The sequence below is a fragment of the Balneola vulgaris DSM 17893 genome (genome assembly GCF_000375465.1).
Taxonomy (GTDB): domain Bacteria; phylum Bacteroidota; class Rhodothermia; order Balneolales; family Balneolaceae; genus Balneola; species Balneola vulgaris.
The window spans coordinates 39,575-54,596 of the sequence record NZ_AQXH01000008.1; the positions used below are offsets into that span (position 1 = coordinate 39,575).

The following is a 15,022-nucleotide window of genomic DNA, read 5'->3' on the forward strand; positions in this document are numbered from 1 at the left end:
TTAAGAGTTTAATCCCCATTCCGTAGTAGTGTCCAAAAATGCTTGGATAGTTTTTTCTGCATCTGTTGAATGGAAAACTTCTGATATAGCTAAGGCGGCTCCTTTTAGCCCTTTAGGATACCACTTACCAGCTTTTAGCTTAGGTGCTGCATCATAATCAAGTTCCCCATCTTTTACCCATTGGGTGCTATAGAAATAAGGTTCATCGATTAAGGAATCGGCTATAGCATAACCAAAACTAATGGATTGAACGGCATCCTCCTCTTCAAATTTAAAGGGTATATAGGTACCATGATCAAAATGATGAGGCCAAGTCCTTGCTTCGGAAGCGTGCTCGTGCTGATGCAAAAGTTGTTTCGCAAATCGATCTGCTATACTTCGATGTATGGAAAGCTGTGATAAGAGCTCATCATCGGCTTTCTCAAAGGCTGCACCAAGCATCACAGGGTGATCAGGGATCTCATAATGCATATCCAAGCTTAACTGTTCGGTATCAATTTGTTTAAGCTGTAAAGCCATGGATAACCAATGGAGGCATTCCTCACGTTTTTTGCCATGAAGCTCTAAGGAGGCTAGCTCCAGATTAGAGGGCCCAAAAATTTTCAATGAAAAGGATGGTACGTGAAGTGCAACCGCAGCTCTGTTGTTAATCAAGTTCCCAACGAAGCTTTCCGAGTCAGTATCCCAGGCCATATTGGTATGGCTGTCATCGTTTTTAGGAGGACTAAGATGAGCGCCAGCTATAGCGATAAATTGAACCGCCTGGTGCAGGCTCTGTTGTGCTTTATTCAGAGCCTGCATATCCATCGGTTTTAAGTGCGTTAAAGACATTCGTAGTTGGTTTGGTTAATCTTCTACCTTACCTAACACGATTTCTTTCTCAATATATCCACCACGGGTAGATAAAATTTTCAACTTCGCCTTCGCTCCGTCTACACCATTCAGCTCAACTTCAAACTTGGCTTTTTTAGTTTCGCCTGCATCCGTGTAACCGGCATAAATGGTTTTATCGTACAGTGAAGGAGTGATGATCTTAACTTTAGCATCTTCATTACCTTTGGTTAAATCACCATCAAATTGGAGCTGAACTCGATCCTGGCGTACAATCTTAACCAGCTGAGCCTGCTTTAATGCCACCGGTAGTTTACCCGTGTTAGTCCACTCCACTTCAACTTCATAGATGTTGTTCTTTTTCTTTTTTACAGATACATCATCTAAAGTGATTTGAGGGAGCTCCATAGCCATCGCTAGATTAAAGAGGGCTTGCTTCTTCGCCCAGCCTTCAAGCTGCCAAGCAGGACCGTTTTGGCTGAAGAATTTAGGATGGAAACCTCCTATTTCAACTTCACCAAGAGTTGGGTGATCGAATTTTTCCCACTCACGGAATCCACGGCCACCATTCTCACGATCATCCCAAGTGATGCCATCAAAGTCATCGTAAATGCCATCATTGTTGTAATCTTCCATGGCACCATTATTCCATAGCTCATCGCCATACCAAATTGAGCCAAAGTAGAAATAGCCGAAATCGGGCCCATGACCAAAGAGTGGAGATGGTTTAGAGGGGTCGCCTGTAAAGGTGTTGATAGGGTAGCGCGTCATATAGGTTTCGTACACATCACCTGCCCAAGGGTAGTTGGTGATTTCAAGCCCCATTTCATCATACTTTTCATAGAGCGCTAAATCTTCTGGGTACATACGCTCTTCACTCTTTGAAGTAGAAGGTGGACGTAAGTGCATAGGCACACGAGTATCCATCGAGTTAACAACAGAAATATTTGGATGAGTAAGCATCCACATTACCACAGAGCGTGACTCAGGTTCACTTAAAGGGAATTCACCAGCACCGTATTGCGTATATCCACGGCCTGTTAAATCGCCACCAACATCGGGTCTCCAGTTTTCAACATAATTACGGTGAAGATCTAATCCTCCGATGCCGTCTTCATTAAAGCGACCATCGCCATCATTGTCGATACCTTCTGAATACACAAAGTACTTCCCTTTTCCTGCTGGAACACGCTTCATAAGCCTTCCTTTAGGGTCTCTCGGGTCGATGATGTAATTCGCCTTATCCATTTCATCTTCTTTCGCTAAACGGCGAATCTGATAAATAATACCGTCACCATCTAAATCCTCTTCTGGATCTTCATCTAGTAAACCATCTCGGTCGTTGTCGTGTGGACGAACAGAACTACGGTTTCGCTGTGCAGTGTGAAGGTATAGATTGGAACCGTCAGGGTTGTTCTGAGGACGCAAGTAAATAGCTTTTGTATCCACTAATTCTGTGATGGCCTCATCTTTTCCGTAGTTCGATAGGATGTGATGAGTGAGCCATAAGATGGATTCACTACTTGTAATTTCACCACTATGGCGACCACCTTCAAAATAAGCCGCAGGTTTGTCGGTATCTTTACCGGTGCTCTTGTTGGTGATGGTCATTTGAAGAATTGGACGTCCTTCAAAACTTGTAGCCACTTGATATAAATCTACAATATCAGGGTATTGTTCAGCCCATCGTGTGTACCAAGTATTCATGGCATCTACGGTATGATAGCCGTCGAAAGTTAGCTCATCATTCGCTTCATAAATAACTTCAGGGTGGCGGTGTTGTTTGAAGAAGCTGATTCCATGGCGTTCACCTTTAACGGTGTACATGGTTGTATCTTTGTCAGATTCAGGCCAAACAGGGGGATTTAAAGGGCGGTAGTCTTGTGCAACCGCGTTTAAGGAGAAAGCTAGGCTAAGCCCAAGCACAGAAAGAAGTTTCATGCCTCACATAATTAGTTAATAGATAAAGAAATTGTTAGTGAGGCAACATAACAAACGGTATCTAAATATGCACTTGGTTAAAAGGAAGTGAGTTCAGCCTGAGTTTTAATTTGTTTAAGCACTCGGTCATGAATTTTTGAGATGATTTGGTCTGCAAAGAAGTTCCAGTACATAGTTGGTTGCATCTCATTGATGTACCAAGTTGTACCTGTTATTAGAGTATTTCCATTAGCTAGTTTTTCTATTTTAAATTCACCTTTAACCGATCGGAAATAGTTGTCTAAGTGAGGTGCATAGATTTCACCATAAGGGCTCCATTCTTGTAATGGCTGTGGTTGGGAAATAACATCAAACTGAATTAATGAAGGGTATTCCCATGTAGTAATAGGTTCTACAAAGGCACCTGTTGAAAATTCACAATATCGAGTTGCTCCTACGCCAGTGCCAACTAATCGTGCTTTTGTTGGGTATGCAATACCAAGCTTAAAATACCAAGCAGGTTCAGTTTCAATTTCTTTAAAATTGATAAACTCTTCCCAAACGATTTCCCTAGAAGCACTTATTTCAATACTTGATGAAATGGATGAGACCTTATCAACAGGAGCATTATGGTCAATGTTTACTGCTACAAGGAATGCAAAGGGAATAACTAGAAAGCTATAGGCGGTGTTTTTAGGAGCCGAAATTCGTGACAGGTAATGCCCAAAAAGGGCCCCCATTCCGCCTAGTGTTATGGCGATTGGATAGGCAAGTATTAAACAAATTAGCCCTTCAAGTGCAAACAGAACTAATACTCCGCAAATCAATAGTAAAGTAAACATTGTATGAACAACGGACGAGGTTTTAGTAGTAGGACGATTGAAGTTCAATGTGTAGGAAGAAGTCAATCCAACTAATACAGGCGTCACTATAAATAATGCAGAGCCATAACTATTGTATAGATAAACGCTAGCCCACATTGAGCATATAAAGATTACAGTGCCAGTTATAATGCCAATTAAACCACTTCGAAGAGATATGTTAAAGGTTGTAGACTTTTTGAGGATGCTATCGGGTGTGTTAACGGATGGAAGGAAGCATAGCGTAAGCATCAATACGTAATTGATAAAGGGAACAAAGAAGAGGATAGCATACCAAGGTGATTTGCCAGCATCAACGAGTCTTTTTTGGGTAAGATTGAGTCCCATCCAAATAAAAGGGAGTGCCCAAAACATCATAACTAAATACAGTAAAGAAGGTGCTTGGGTAGCTGAAGATTTGCCTATGACAGCAAATGGAGATAAGTAGTCTAAGGGCGACCAGAATTCAAGTGTGTAGTAATAAATGATGAGAGCATCTATAATGTATTTACACAACATGAGGGTAAAACCAATGATGGCATACCGTTTGTTAGATATTTTCCCCTCTAGATTAAATAAGAGATTTTTTAGGCGTAGCCCCTCAACGAACCCCGGCATATTCAATTCCCGTTAGATGATGCATGTCTTTTTTCCAAGTCACTAAATCATACATAGAAAATGCTTTAAAATCAGCATGGCCACAAGCACGTGCTAATACTTGCATTAGCTTAGTTGTATTGCGGAAATAGTTATTTAATAAAGCGGCTGATTTTTCGATTTCAAAGCGAGCTCGAAGTCCACCTTTTTGAGTAGCAATGCCAACGGGACAATTATTGGTATGGCAAGCACGCATCCCTAAACAACCCATAGCCTGAATGGCTGAGTTGGCAACAGCAATGCCGTCGGCTCCTAAACAGAGGGCTTTAGTGAAATCGGCGGCCGTTCTAAGTCCTCCTGTTACAATCAAAGTTACCTCATCGGAGGAAATACCTTGTTCATCCAAATATTTACGCGCTTTGGCCAGAGCAGGGATGGTGGGTATAGAAATGTGATTGCGTAAAATGGAAGGTGCTGCACCGGTGCCCCCACCACGACCATCTAATATGATGTAATCGGCACTGGCATCAAGGGCAAATTGAATGTTTTCCTCAATATGATTGGCAGATAATTTAAAGCCGATGGGAATACCACCAGTAAACTCGCGTACTTTATCCGCCATCGCTTTGAAATCTTCGGGGCTATGTAAGTCATCGAACTTGGCTGGGGAAATGGCATCTTGGCCCTCTTCTAAGCCACGAACTTCAGCGATACGCCCGTTAACTTTATTTCCGGGGAGATGTCCACCAACTCCTGTTTTGGCACCCTGACCTGCTTTAAAATGAAAAGCCTGCACTCCTGAAAGTTTTTCCATTTCGAAGCCAAATTTAGCGGAGGCTAGCTCATAAAAGTATTTGCTGTTAGCCGCTTGTTCGTCGGATAACATGCCGCCTTCCCCTGAACAAATACCCGTGCCCGCCATTTCTGCCCCTTTAGCGAGCGCAATTTTTGCTTCTTCAGAAAGTGCCCCGAAACTCATGTCCGACACAAAAATAGGGATGTCTAATTGCAGAGGTTTTTTAGCTTTCGGTCCAATAATGAGTGTAGTGTTGACCTCTTCATCTTCGAAGAGAGGACTTGGCTTCAGTTGTGCTGTTTGAATTTGAATATCATCCCAGCTAGGTAGTTCTTGTCGGCTTACACCCATGGCTTCCACCGGACCATGCGAGCCATCGATGCTGTCACTTCCAGCCAGGCTATTTATTTCATTTACAAAGGGTTCATCATCGGTACCATGAATGTCTTGGTAAGTACCAAGGTAGGAATCTCGATCGTAAGGCTGCGGATTATCCTTTTCCCAGGCAGCAATTTCATCCTTATCTACCCATAATTGTCCGTCTTCAACCCAACAAGTAAAACTCTTGAGCTCTTCCTCATTATTGTATTCACTAATGCCGGTTTTGTATCGATAGTCCCAACCGTGTAAGCCACAGATAAGGTTCTCGCCGTCTATGTGTCCATCGGCAAGCAGTGCACCGCGGTGGTGACATCTTCCAAATAAAACAGAAGCTCCATCCCCATCTCGTACAATTACTAAATCAACATTTGAAACGAGAGCATAGGTCGGCGTTAAGTTCTCTAATTCATCCCAATTATAGATCGCGTGTGCAGCCATGATAAAATCAATTAATTAATAACACTATATATACAATGAGGAGGGCAAAAAAAAGCCCCCTTGATTTCATTCGAAGGAGGCTTAAGGTACATTCTTATAAATAGTTGATCTGCGTTTTAGCTTTTCCTTGATAGAAACCGCTAGCTTTAACGCTTGGAGGCCACTCACCATTCAGTTTAAAAGCGTGAGTTCCTTTTACCTGATCAGGGACGCTCAATATTTGTGTACTAAGAAAAATTTCTTCGCCAAAGGTGTTAGTAACAAGTACTTGTTTGGGAGCGATAATATGAATTTCGGTATTTGGTGCGGAAGTAATTTCAACATTCCCGCTTTGTGTTCCAGATTTTGTGTTCGATATTAATATTGAAGAATCAACATGGCTGCTAGCCCCACTTACTACACGTACTTTTACCTGCATGGTAGCGGTTGCTTGCGCAGCGCTTTGAGTACTATTAGCTAAACAGATTATAGTAGCCAATAACAATGTGTGTAATATTCTACTTTTCCCAGACATATGTCTGTTAACGGCAGAACATTAGAAGTTTTTAATATTAATTTATGTTAACAAATGTAAAGCTAAGGAAATCCACTCCTAAAGGCAATAAGCCACTGTTTTTTGGTTTAACTAAAATGAAAAAACTTCTTCCAGCGTAGTTTTCGGGCTCTTTTCTTGAGCTTAAGTAGCCGATCTTTGCCTATGGATGGGTATAAAGCGGTTGGGCGTTCTTCATCGATAATGTCACTAGGGTCTAATACGCCAAGCGTTTTAATGAAGAGTAGGAAGCCAGAGCGCATATACTTTTTAAAGTTCGCCTCTAAAGTATCGATGATTTCTTCCCACTTTTCGGGACGAAGGGAGTATTCAATAGCTAAACCTTTGGCATCTTCCTCTTCTCCGCTATTAATGCATATCTCTAGCTGAAGTTCGATGTTCTCAGGGAGGGGTTCAGGGCGAAGTATTTTTGGTCCTTTGCCCAAGTGCTCTTTATGTGGGAAAAAGCTCTTCCATAATTCTCCGGTTTGAGGGTCGTGATAATAGACTTCAAACGTCTCTTCGTTTTTGCGAAGAGGAATCATGCGGCTGATTCGCTCAATCTGTTGATGATAGTTTAATACGTACATGGTTTTTTTCTTTACAATTTGTATGCTCTAGCGTGTGTTTTGTTCCTAATAGACCTACTTTAATCGCCGTACAATTTGTAACTCAAATCGTTTCAGTATCTAACAGCTAGAGGTTTTTTTGAAGAGATTAATATTCATCCTGTTTGCACTTAGTTTTTCACTCCAAATTGAGGGGGTAGCACAATCGAGTTTGGTGCCGTCTTACCATCCCGTATATGAGTGGTTATACCTGCAAAGAGTAAAAGGGGTGTTGCCTGATTATGATTATGAGTCATTGCCTTTAAATCGTGCTACTATCCTCGAGCACTTGAAAGAATTAGATCTTTTAGAAAACAAGAGTGTCAAAGAGGAGAAAACGCTACAAAGTTTTTTAGAAGAATTTGATCCCACTCATTTAAATAAGGATTACACCCATTCACTTTTTGAACGAGGAGAGCGCATTAGTTGGGATCGTTTTAAAGGGTGGATCTCAAATAATGGGGAAAAACATCTTTTCTCTAGTACCTCAGAAGGTGGGTTTTTGGTTTTGGATCATGGTTACGGTAGAAGACCAATGTATGTAAATGATGGTGGAAGAGAGTTAAGCTCAGCGGCTGTAATGCTTCAACACTGGAGAAGCTACGGGAGTTATAGAAATAATATTGGGTATCATGCTGAATTAATACGAGCTCAACCTATAGCAAGGTTCCTATCATTCGGCTTTAAGGAGATTTTAGAATATGATGGGTTTTATCATTACAACTGGAAGTCGCTAAATGGACAGTACTATGTAAATTATCATTATGAAGCATATGCGACCTTTAGTCATAATATATTTGAGGCTTCGATTGGTAGAGGTAATCTCAAAGAAGGAGTTGGTCAAAGTGAGAATTTAGTTTTTTCGAGGTCTTCTATTCCTATTGATTGGATCCAATTGAAAGTTGGTACACCTTTTATAAACTACAAAATGATTCATGGCAAGCCCACATGGAAATCAACCCGAACACCCCTTCCATCAGATAGTACTATACTCACAAAAAACTCCCCAGAGCGCTGGCTGGCTTATCACAAAGTAAACATTCAACCTCTTCCTTGGATTGACCTGAGTGTATATGAAATGATCAACTACAGTAATAGAGGTGCTGAGATATCATATCTGAATCCCGTAAATAGATATGCCTTTGCAGAATGGGAGTTGCAAGATCAAGATAATGGCTGGATGGGAGCCAGTATGGTACTTCGACCCTTCACTGGACTTGAAGCCTACACAGAGTTATTAGTAGATGACTTAGGGAACAAAAAAGACATCATTTTTAAGAAAGAATTTCCTAAGACGAGCAGATTTGGTAGAAAATATGGCGCTAGCTATGCATTGAAGTGGGGAGCACAATTATGGTCGGAGTATACCCGCATTGATCCCTTTCTATATTCACACCCCTATGACTTAAACGGACATTTAGATAAAGGTATAGGTTTAGGGAGTCAGGTTGGACCCAATGGCGACCGTTTAGAAGGTGGATTAAAAATTTGGGGAGTGGGTAGAACGTTCGTCAGTATGAGCTATTCCTACAACCGACAGGGTTTAGATGTTTATGATACTAATGGCGAGCGCACATTTTTAGCGGGTGCCTCTGTAAATGATGGTCGTGATTTAAATATTCCACGAACGAATTTATTTTTAGATGGTGATTTGCACACTTGGCACCGCTTACTGTTAGAAGCGCAATGGGAATTTAAAAGAGGATACGTTCTTAAAGTGCATGCCGATCAACGCCTCATGATAGAAGGAAATCAAAGAGGTGATCAGAGTATAATTTGGGCCGATATAGTAATCGGGTTTTAACTACCAGCTGATCTTCTTTTCGAAAGCGAATTGTTTCGTATAGAAGTTAAAGAAGAAGAATAGGATGGTAACTCCAACTTTCATCACTATAGGGTGTTCTTGGAAGAAAGCGAGTTGATATAAACCATGCACCAATAAAGCGGATAAGGCGATGGCAATTAGGGAAAATGAAATGGACCAAACAAAAGATTTCGAAAGGCTACGTTTCTTTTCAAAGATGAAAAATCGTTGTAGAACGAAGTTCGTTAACATTCCTGAAGCTTGAGCAACAGCTTGAATCCAAGCAACTAACATCCCTGATGGAAACAGTAAAAAGAAGACTAAATAATCGATAGCCGTGGCAACGATAGAGCTCATCCCAAACTTAAGCTTGGGTAATAAGTATTTTTCTATGGATTGCCGGATTTCTATGGCTATCTGCATCTTGTTGGTTAAATTAGCATTCGATGATAGCCACAACGAAAGATAAAAACTACTCTTTACTTCAGAAAAACCACCCATTATGGATTGGGGGGATTATTTTAATTTCTATTCTGCTACGCATTCTCTGGGGTGTATTTTTTGGGCGGGAATATTGGGGAGATAGCTACCACAATACCTGGATGCTCGAACAGTATATACAATCGGGCGACTATGTTGATTATAAAGATCGCCATTTAGTGTGGCTCCCTCTTTATAGGTGGTTGATGATCGGTTTGCATATGCTGGTAACTGCTTTTGGAGGTGTTTTCCAGAGTTGGATTACTCCACTCATCCTTCAATTGGGCTATGTGTTTGTGGCCGTAAAATCATCTGTGATTCTATTTAACGATCGCTTGAAGCCGGCCGCTATTTTTGTATTCACCCTTTTGCCATTACCCATACTATTTAGTGCTTTCAATATGTCGGAAGGACTGGCTTTAGTATTAATAGCCGCTGTTATCCTTTTACTAGTGCAATGGAGCACTAGAAAGAGCTTATTTATGATTGCCATTCTATCAATGGCCATCATGCTTACAAGGCATGAAGTGACAGCCTTTTTAGGATTAATCTCACTTTCGTTATTCCTTCATGGGAAATTTCGTCGAGCCCTCGCCATTATATTTGGGGTACTAGCAGGAATTGGAGTGTGGAGTTACTTCAACTATATCATGGAAGGGGATGCATTATTTTGGTTAACGAGTAAGCTCACTGCATCAGGAGCAGGGGCAAAGGAAGCCATCGAAAGTGCGGGACTGAGCTCTAGGTTATTAGAGGTGCTACTATCTACACTACTAGCCTTTCCATTAATCATCTTTTTAAAGGGAAGTATCTTCGTAAAAAGTGATGCTGAAATCAGCACTTTAGTAAGCCGTAAAGTAAATGTGCCCTCCTTCAAAGCTGTATTGAGAAGCTGCATCGCCTTCCTGATTCTTTTCATCATCGGGTCGTTGTTCTTTTTCCACAGTGCAGACGCCAAATACCTGCTGTTTCTCTGTTATCCAATATCTATGGCCATTATACTATCCATAAATTATATGAGGCTATGGACGCAACGAGTGTTATTAGTGTCGATGTTTCTGTTCATTGGTTTGGTATCCATAGTATTTCATGCCCGTTCTTTTAACCTAGAAGCAGAAAGAGAAATTGGTCGGGTGATGCAGGATATATCACAGAAAGAAATGGTATGGAGCGATTACCCAACCACCTTGGTAATGAGTGATTGGCCTACAGACAAAGCCATTAGCTCTAGTACGATCGAGCGTTTAATGAAGGAGGAAAGCATCACCATTCCTGAAGTGATGCTAGAGCATAATATTCAATATGTGGTGGTTTCCAATGCAAGCTTTTCCATTGTGGAAGAAGAAATACCACAAACCATGCTACCCGATGATTTTATCTGGGGCGGCTACCAGTTTCGACGAGTTGGAGCATCTGATTCGAGAGGATGGCAACGAGGCGATGATGGATTATGGGTCAGTCTAAAGAAATGGGTGATGAGCCAAAACGATCCCGTTTTTCTATGGAAAGTAGAAGCCCTTTAGCGCAACTTGTCTAACTTTTTAACCGCCTCATTTTTAAAGAACTCGTCATTGTGATGTTCATCTCCTAGTGAGAGTAAGTATTCAAAATGATGGATGGCCAGTTTCTTATTCCCCATCTCTAGGTGCGTGAGTGCCAGCCAGTAGTGATGAACAGGGTAGTCATCGAGGTCAACGGCCCGTTGGAAATAATCCAAGGCTTTATCTAAGGATGCTTTAGGGGCTGTGCCAAAAAAGAGTCGAGCAAAAAAGCGCATCACTCCTCCAAACTGCGACACCTCGTAATGCCAACGCCCTAAAATATGGAGAGCTCTGTCGTTTTTAGGATCTAACTCGAGGGCTATTTCGGCATTAACACGCACACTATCGGCTAACTGCACTTTTTGCTTTAACCCATATACATCTACCATGCCAGCATAGGCCATGCTTTTATGCTCAAAGCCAAACTTATTGGTGTCATCCAAATCGATGGCCTTATTTGCGGCTTCGAGTGCTTTCTCGAAATAAGCTTTACGGCTTTCCACATCCTTGCTTCCCCTATCGGAGTAGCTTTGATCGCCCGCCTCTAAATAACAAAGCGAAAGCTGACTGTAGGCGGTGCTGCTATCAAGGCAGGTGCTATTGATGGCTTCTTCCCATATCTGAATTTCAAATTCTAGATTTTTATTCTCGCGGGCTTCTTTAGCTAGGGTATGATATTCCTCACAAGTAAGTGGAGGTAATTGAGCTGCATTAGTACCACTTTGAAAGAAAAATGCTAGTAAAATTGAAAGAAGGATCATTGTGGGATGTTGGAACGATTAGTGCTATTTTTGTGCAAAAAATTAATTCAACGATTTGTCTAAAATAAAGATTATTACGGTTCTATCCATTGGGTTTTTAGTAACTTTCCTGCACACAAATGTAAGTGTGGCTCAGTCGCAAGACAGTGTGCGGTATGGGTTCTTTCCAAGTTTTTCATACGATTCCGATAATGGGATTAATGTATCTATCGATCTCCAACGTTTTGATTATAGTGATGGTATTCAGCCTTTTAATAACTACAGTAAATATAGACTGAGCTATAAGGGAATTGGCGCCTATACCTTTTCTTATTACCGTGATCAGGTACAAACTTTCGGAACCGATAAAAGGTCCGCTTTCGACTTACTTATCAACCAAAACTATGGGAACTACTTTACGGGCTATACGCTTGATGGTGAGTTTAACCGAGATCGCTTCGACAACACCGATTATTACCAATTTGATAGCTTCTTATTGAATATAGGGGCGGAAACTCGTTTACCAATTTCTGCAGTAGAAGGAGTGCGACGTACGGATATAAAAATTGGATTGCGGGTAGTGCATGAAAAGCCCTTTGATCATCAACCCAATACCTATATGACGGAAGTTCAGCCCATTGGCTGGAATGGTTCAACCTACACTTTTGCTGAAGTTGGTTATATCAAAGAAGCCCGCGATAACGAATTTAGGAGTCAACAGGGGTACTTATTCTCGCATAGTTTTAAGACTTCCATCCCTGGGCTAAGCGAAACTTGGATTGGTCAATTATATACTGATTTAAGAATGTTCAAACAGTTCACTGAAGAAGGAGCGATGCCAGAAGTGATACTTGGTCAGCGAGTATTGAACAATTATACCATGGGGGAAATCCCATATTGGTTTGCCCCATCCTTAGGTGGAAATGGTGCACTTCGAGGGTTTATGTATCGAAGATTTGTAGGAGAGGCCTCCATCTTGAGCATCACGGAATTACGTACATGGCTCTTTGAGTTGCCATGGCTAGATTCAGACGTAGGCTTCAATTTATTTGTAGATAATGGAGCGGTGTACAAGCGAAATTTTTCAGACTGGACGGGTGGCACTTCATATGGCTTCGGTGGCTTTATGTCCATCTTTAGCCGCGACTTTATTTTAAAGTACGAAATGGGCTTCTCTGAAGACGGAGCCGCTGTGTATCTCGGCTCCGGTTTCTCATTCTAGAATTGTTAGGCCTTACGGATGGATTGTATGAATATTGATCCAAAGCCAAGGCTCAAGAGAATATGAAAAGGAAGAAAACCGATATTAAATGTATTGATATCAATAATCACGGCTAGTACAAAAAGAATAGCAAAAATACCCTCAAACCATGTAATTACTGGTATATCTGTAGGTGAGTAAATTTTATTCTTCCAATTTACCGACTTGTCTAGTGCATTATATTTCGAAGTACGGTGGAAAAATGATTTATTATTCACAAACCCATCAATAAGTGATACCACCATAAAGAATGGGAAGCCTATTACTAGAATTAAGAAGGGTATAAAGGTTCTTTTAAAGTCTGTTACTTTTTCTTTAAAAGAATCATTGTATCTATCGAGAACTAAGATTGCAATCCAAGGAGCAATCAATATATTTATGAGAGCAATAGACATGTACTTAAAGAATGGGTAGTACTCTGGTGCAGCTTCTAATAAAAACACAAGGGGTACACTCATTAGTGCGAGGAAAAGGACTCCTACATTGATGAATACATTGAGGAGGTCAAAAATTGCGTGCATTTTTACCATAAATGGAAGATCGGCTTTACACAATTTCCAAAAGAATTTTTTAATAATTTGGCCACGTCCTTTGGTCCATCGGTATTGCTGAACTTTAAAATCTACCATGGTAACTGGTAGTTCAGCGGGCGCTACCACTTCGTTGTCGTATTTAATTTTCCAACCGTTTAACTGTGCACGAAGGCATAAATCGTAATCCTCTGAAAGCGTTTCACCACTCCATCCGCCAGCATCGTGAATGGTTTCTTTTCTCCAGATACCACCGCTACCATTAAACCTTAAAAAGTACCCAACTATAGATCTTGCATGTTGTTCAACCATGAAAAAAGCATCGTGTAATAATGATTGAGCACGAGTGAGTAAGCTGTAGTCTCTGTTTAAGTGCCCCCATCGTGTTTGTACAACACCTACTTGTTCATCTTGGAAGTAACCCATTGTTTTGTAAAGGAAATCGGCTTCAGGCCTAAAATCAGCATCGAAAATAGCAATGAAATCACCTTTAGCTACTTGAGTACCTTCATGTAATGCTCCAGCTTTAAAGCCTTGGCGGTTTTCACGATGAATAACAACTACGTCAACTCCTTTTTCGCGCCACATAGCTGCTCTTTTTTCTGCAATCTCAAGCGTTTCATCGGTAGAATCATCTAATACTTGAATTTCAAGTTTATCAGCAGGGTAATCGAGTTTAGCACAGGCGTCAATTACATGTTCAGCAACATACATTTCGTTGAACATAGGAATTTGAACAGTAACGGTAGGCCATTCGCCTTCTGGGTATAGTGGGGCTTTGGTAGAATAAGTCTTTTTATACTTATGCCAAATGTACATTAAATGGAATTGCCCAATAGAATATAAAGTGATTAGAATAGGTCCTAATGCATATAAAACTACAATAATTAGTTGTGCGGTTTCATTTTGCACAAGATCTTGAAAAAAACTAGTGATCTCAGTCATTACAAATAGTAAAGAAGCTCGATTTGATGAAATATTACGGCGCCAAACATACGCCTATATTTACACTATTAATAGCATAAAATGTTGATGCGAGCTAAAAACATAAAGTTGAGGGGAGTATGGGCTTGAATTGAATTTGAATAATGTCGGGGCGACAGGATTTGAACCTGCGACCTCTCGGCCCCCAGCCGAGCGCGCTACCGAGCTACGCCACGCCCCGATCAATCAATTAAGGGAGCCAAAGATAAGAGGGAATTCCACGGGCATCAATGCTAAATATTTATTTCTAGGTTCAAACATAAGATTTGAGAAATCAGAGCATTGATGTTTCCTATACCTATAGATCTAAAAACCGCTTACTCTTTTTTACTCTGGCAAAGTTCTACTAATACCCCGTGATTTCCTTTAGGGTGTAGGAAGGCCACTAATTTATTATCGGCTCCATCTTTAGGTTGTTCGTTCAATACGGTGAAGCCTTCACCACGAAGTCGGTCCAATTCGGCATAGATATCATCCACTTCAAAAGCTACATGGTGGATGCCTTCACCTTTTTTCTCGATGTACTTTGTAATTACAGAATCAGGTTCAGTAGCTCCTAACAATTCTACTTTCGATTCCCCCGTATTAAAAAAAGCAGTAGCTACTTTCTCACTTTCAACAATCTCTTTCTTGTCGCATTTAGTGTTGAGGATCTTTTCATAGGTTTCGATGGCTTCGTCGAGGTTTTTCACCGCAATTCCAATATGATCGATATGCAT

At 40.9% G+C, this 15,022-nt stretch carries 13 protein-coding genes and 1 tRNA gene; 3 read left to right on the forward strand and 11 right to left on the reverse strand.

The genetic code is table 11. From position 1 onward, the window contains the following. From B155_RS0111905 to B155_RS0111930, 6 genes are all read right to left on the reverse strand, one after another. Complete coding sequence (locus B155_RS0111905; RefSeq protein WP_157464865.1) at positions 1-831, reverse strand: hypothetical protein; 831 nt, start codon at positions 829-831, stop codon at positions 1-3. A gap of 15 nt (positions 832-846) precedes the next feature. Beyond that, positions 847-2,772, reverse strand: a complete 1,926-nt coding sequence (locus tag B155_RS0111910; protein WP_018128492.1) for a M14 family metallopeptidase — start codon at positions 2,770-2,772, stop codon at positions 847-849. A 77-nt stretch (positions 2,773-2,849) separates the two neighbouring features. After that, positions 2,850-4,229 (reverse strand): DUF805 domain-containing protein, encoded by a 1,380-nt coding sequence (locus B155_RS0111915; protein ID WP_018128493.1) that lies wholly within the window; start codon positions 4,227-4,229, stop codon positions 2,850-2,852. After that, on the reverse strand, positions 4,213-5,823 hold the full coding sequence (locus B155_RS0111920; RefSeq protein ID WP_018128494.1) for a glutamate synthase-related protein: 1,611 nt from the start codon (positions 5,821-5,823) through the stop codon (positions 4,213-4,215). Before B155_RS0111920 ends, B155_RS0111915 begins: the two co-directional genes overlap by 17 nt. Positions 5,824-5,917: 94 nt before the next feature. Continuing rightward, positions 5,918-6,337: a hypothetical protein gene (locus B155_RS0111925; protein ID WP_018128495.1), complete on the reverse strand. Its 420-nt coding sequence runs from the start codon at positions 6,335-6,337 to the stop codon at positions 5,918-5,920. Positions 6,338-6,444: 107 nt separating this feature from the next. Beyond that, positions 6,445-6,945 (reverse strand): hypothetical protein, encoded by a 501-nt coding sequence (locus B155_RS0111930; RefSeq protein WP_026167344.1) that lies wholly within the window; start codon positions 6,943-6,945, stop codon positions 6,445-6,447. A 118-nt stretch (positions 6,946-7,063) separates the two neighbouring features. Between B155_RS0111930 and B155_RS0111935 the strand changes: the two genes are divergently transcribed. Beyond that, positions 7,064-8,767, forward strand: coding sequence for a hypothetical protein (locus B155_RS0111935; protein WP_018128497.1), 1,704 nt, complete (start codon positions 7,064-7,066; stop codon positions 8,765-8,767). On the opposite strand, the gene B155_RS0111940 is transcribed toward B155_RS0111935, so the two are convergent. Continuing rightward, entirely contained in the window at positions 8,768-9,190 is a 423-nt protein-coding gene (locus tag B155_RS0111940; RefSeq protein WP_018128498.1) for a GtrA family protein, read from the reverse strand. A 23-nt stretch (positions 9,191-9,213) separates the two neighbouring features. Between B155_RS0111940 and B155_RS0111945 the strand changes: the two genes are divergently transcribed. Further along, positions 9,214-10,770: a hypothetical protein gene (locus B155_RS0111945; RefSeq protein ID WP_018128499.1), complete on the forward strand. Its 1,557-nt coding sequence runs from the start codon at positions 9,214-9,216 to the stop codon at positions 10,768-10,770. On the opposite strand, the gene B155_RS0111950 is transcribed toward B155_RS0111945, so the two are convergent. Next, complete coding sequence (locus tag B155_RS0111950; RefSeq protein WP_018128500.1) at positions 10,767-11,549, reverse strand: tetratricopeptide repeat protein; 783 nt, start codon at positions 11,547-11,549, stop codon at positions 10,767-10,769. The genes B155_RS0111945 and B155_RS0111950 overlap by 4 nt on opposite strands. A 55-nt stretch (positions 11,550-11,604) precedes the next feature. Between B155_RS0111950 and B155_RS0111955 the strand changes: the two genes are divergently transcribed. Beyond that, positions 11,605-12,750: a BamA/TamA family outer membrane protein gene (locus B155_RS0111955; RefSeq protein WP_018128501.1), complete on the forward strand. Its 1,146-nt coding sequence runs from the start codon at positions 11,605-11,607 to the stop codon at positions 12,748-12,750. Between the two features lie 5 nt (positions 12,751-12,755). Here the strand turns inward: B155_RS0111955 and B155_RS0111960 are convergent, their stop codons facing one another. The 3 genes from B155_RS0111960 to mce all read right to left on the reverse strand — a co-directional run bounded on the left by B155_RS0111960 (position 12,756) and on the right by mce (position 15,022). Further along, complete coding sequence (locus B155_RS0111960; RefSeq protein WP_018128502.1) at positions 12,756-14,264, reverse strand: glycosyltransferase; 1,509 nt, start codon at positions 14,262-14,264, stop codon at positions 12,756-12,758. A 146-nt stretch (positions 14,265-14,410) separates the two neighbouring features. Next, positions 14,411-14,484 (reverse strand) — tRNA-Pro (locus B155_RS0111965). A gap of 136 nt (positions 14,485-14,620) precedes the next feature. Continuing rightward, the gene (gene mce, locus B155_RS0111970; RefSeq protein WP_018128503.1) at positions 14,621-15,022 is read right to left on the reverse strand and encodes a methylmalonyl-CoA epimerase; all 402 of its coding nucleotides are present in this window, start codon (positions 15,020-15,022) and stop codon (positions 14,621-14,623) included.

What these genes read in the sequence shown, in the direction of transcription:
- B155_RS0111905 (WP_157464865.1), bottom strand. Translation starts at nt 831, where the DNA reads ATGTCTTTAACGCACTTAAAACCGATGGATATGCAGGCTCTGAATAAA.
- B155_RS0111910 (WP_018128492.1), bottom strand. Translation starts at nt 2,772, where the DNA reads ATGAAACTTCTTTCTGTGCTTGGGCTTAGCCTAGCTTTCTCCTTAAAC.
- B155_RS0111915 (WP_018128493.1), bottom strand. Translation starts at nt 4,229, where the DNA reads ATGCCGGGGTTCGTTGAGGGGCTACGCCTAAAAAATCTCTTATTTAAT.
- B155_RS0111920 (WP_018128494.1), bottom strand. Translation starts at nt 5,823, where the DNA reads ATGGCTGCACACGCGATCTATAATTGGGATGAATTAGAGAACTTAACG.
- B155_RS0111925 (WP_018128495.1), bottom strand. Translation starts at nt 6,337, where the DNA reads ATGTCTGGGAAAAGTAGAATATTACACACATTGTTATTGGCTACTATA.
- B155_RS0111930 (WP_026167344.1), bottom strand. Translation starts at nt 6,945, where the DNA reads ATGTACGTATTAAACTATCATCAACAGATTGAGCGAATCAGCCGCATG.
- B155_RS0111940 (WP_018128498.1), bottom strand. Translation starts at nt 9,190, where the DNA reads ATGCAGATAGCCATAGAAATCCGGCAATCCATAGAAAAATACTTATTA.
- B155_RS0111945 (WP_018128499.1), top strand. Translation starts at nt 9,214, where the DNA reads ATGATAGCCACAACGAAAGATAAAAACTACTCTTTACTTCAGAAAAAC.
- B155_RS0111950 (WP_018128500.1), bottom strand. Translation starts at nt 11,549, where the DNA reads ATGATCCTTCTTTCAATTTTACTAGCATTTTTCTTTCAAAGTGGTACT.
- B155_RS0111960 (WP_018128502.1), bottom strand. Translation starts at nt 14,264, where the DNA reads ATGACTGAGATCACTAGTTTTTTTCAAGATCTTGTGCAAAATGAAACC.
- mce (WP_018128503.1), bottom strand. Translation starts at nt 15,022, where the DNA reads ATGCATATCGATCATATTGGAATTGCGGTGAAAAACCTCGACGAAGCC.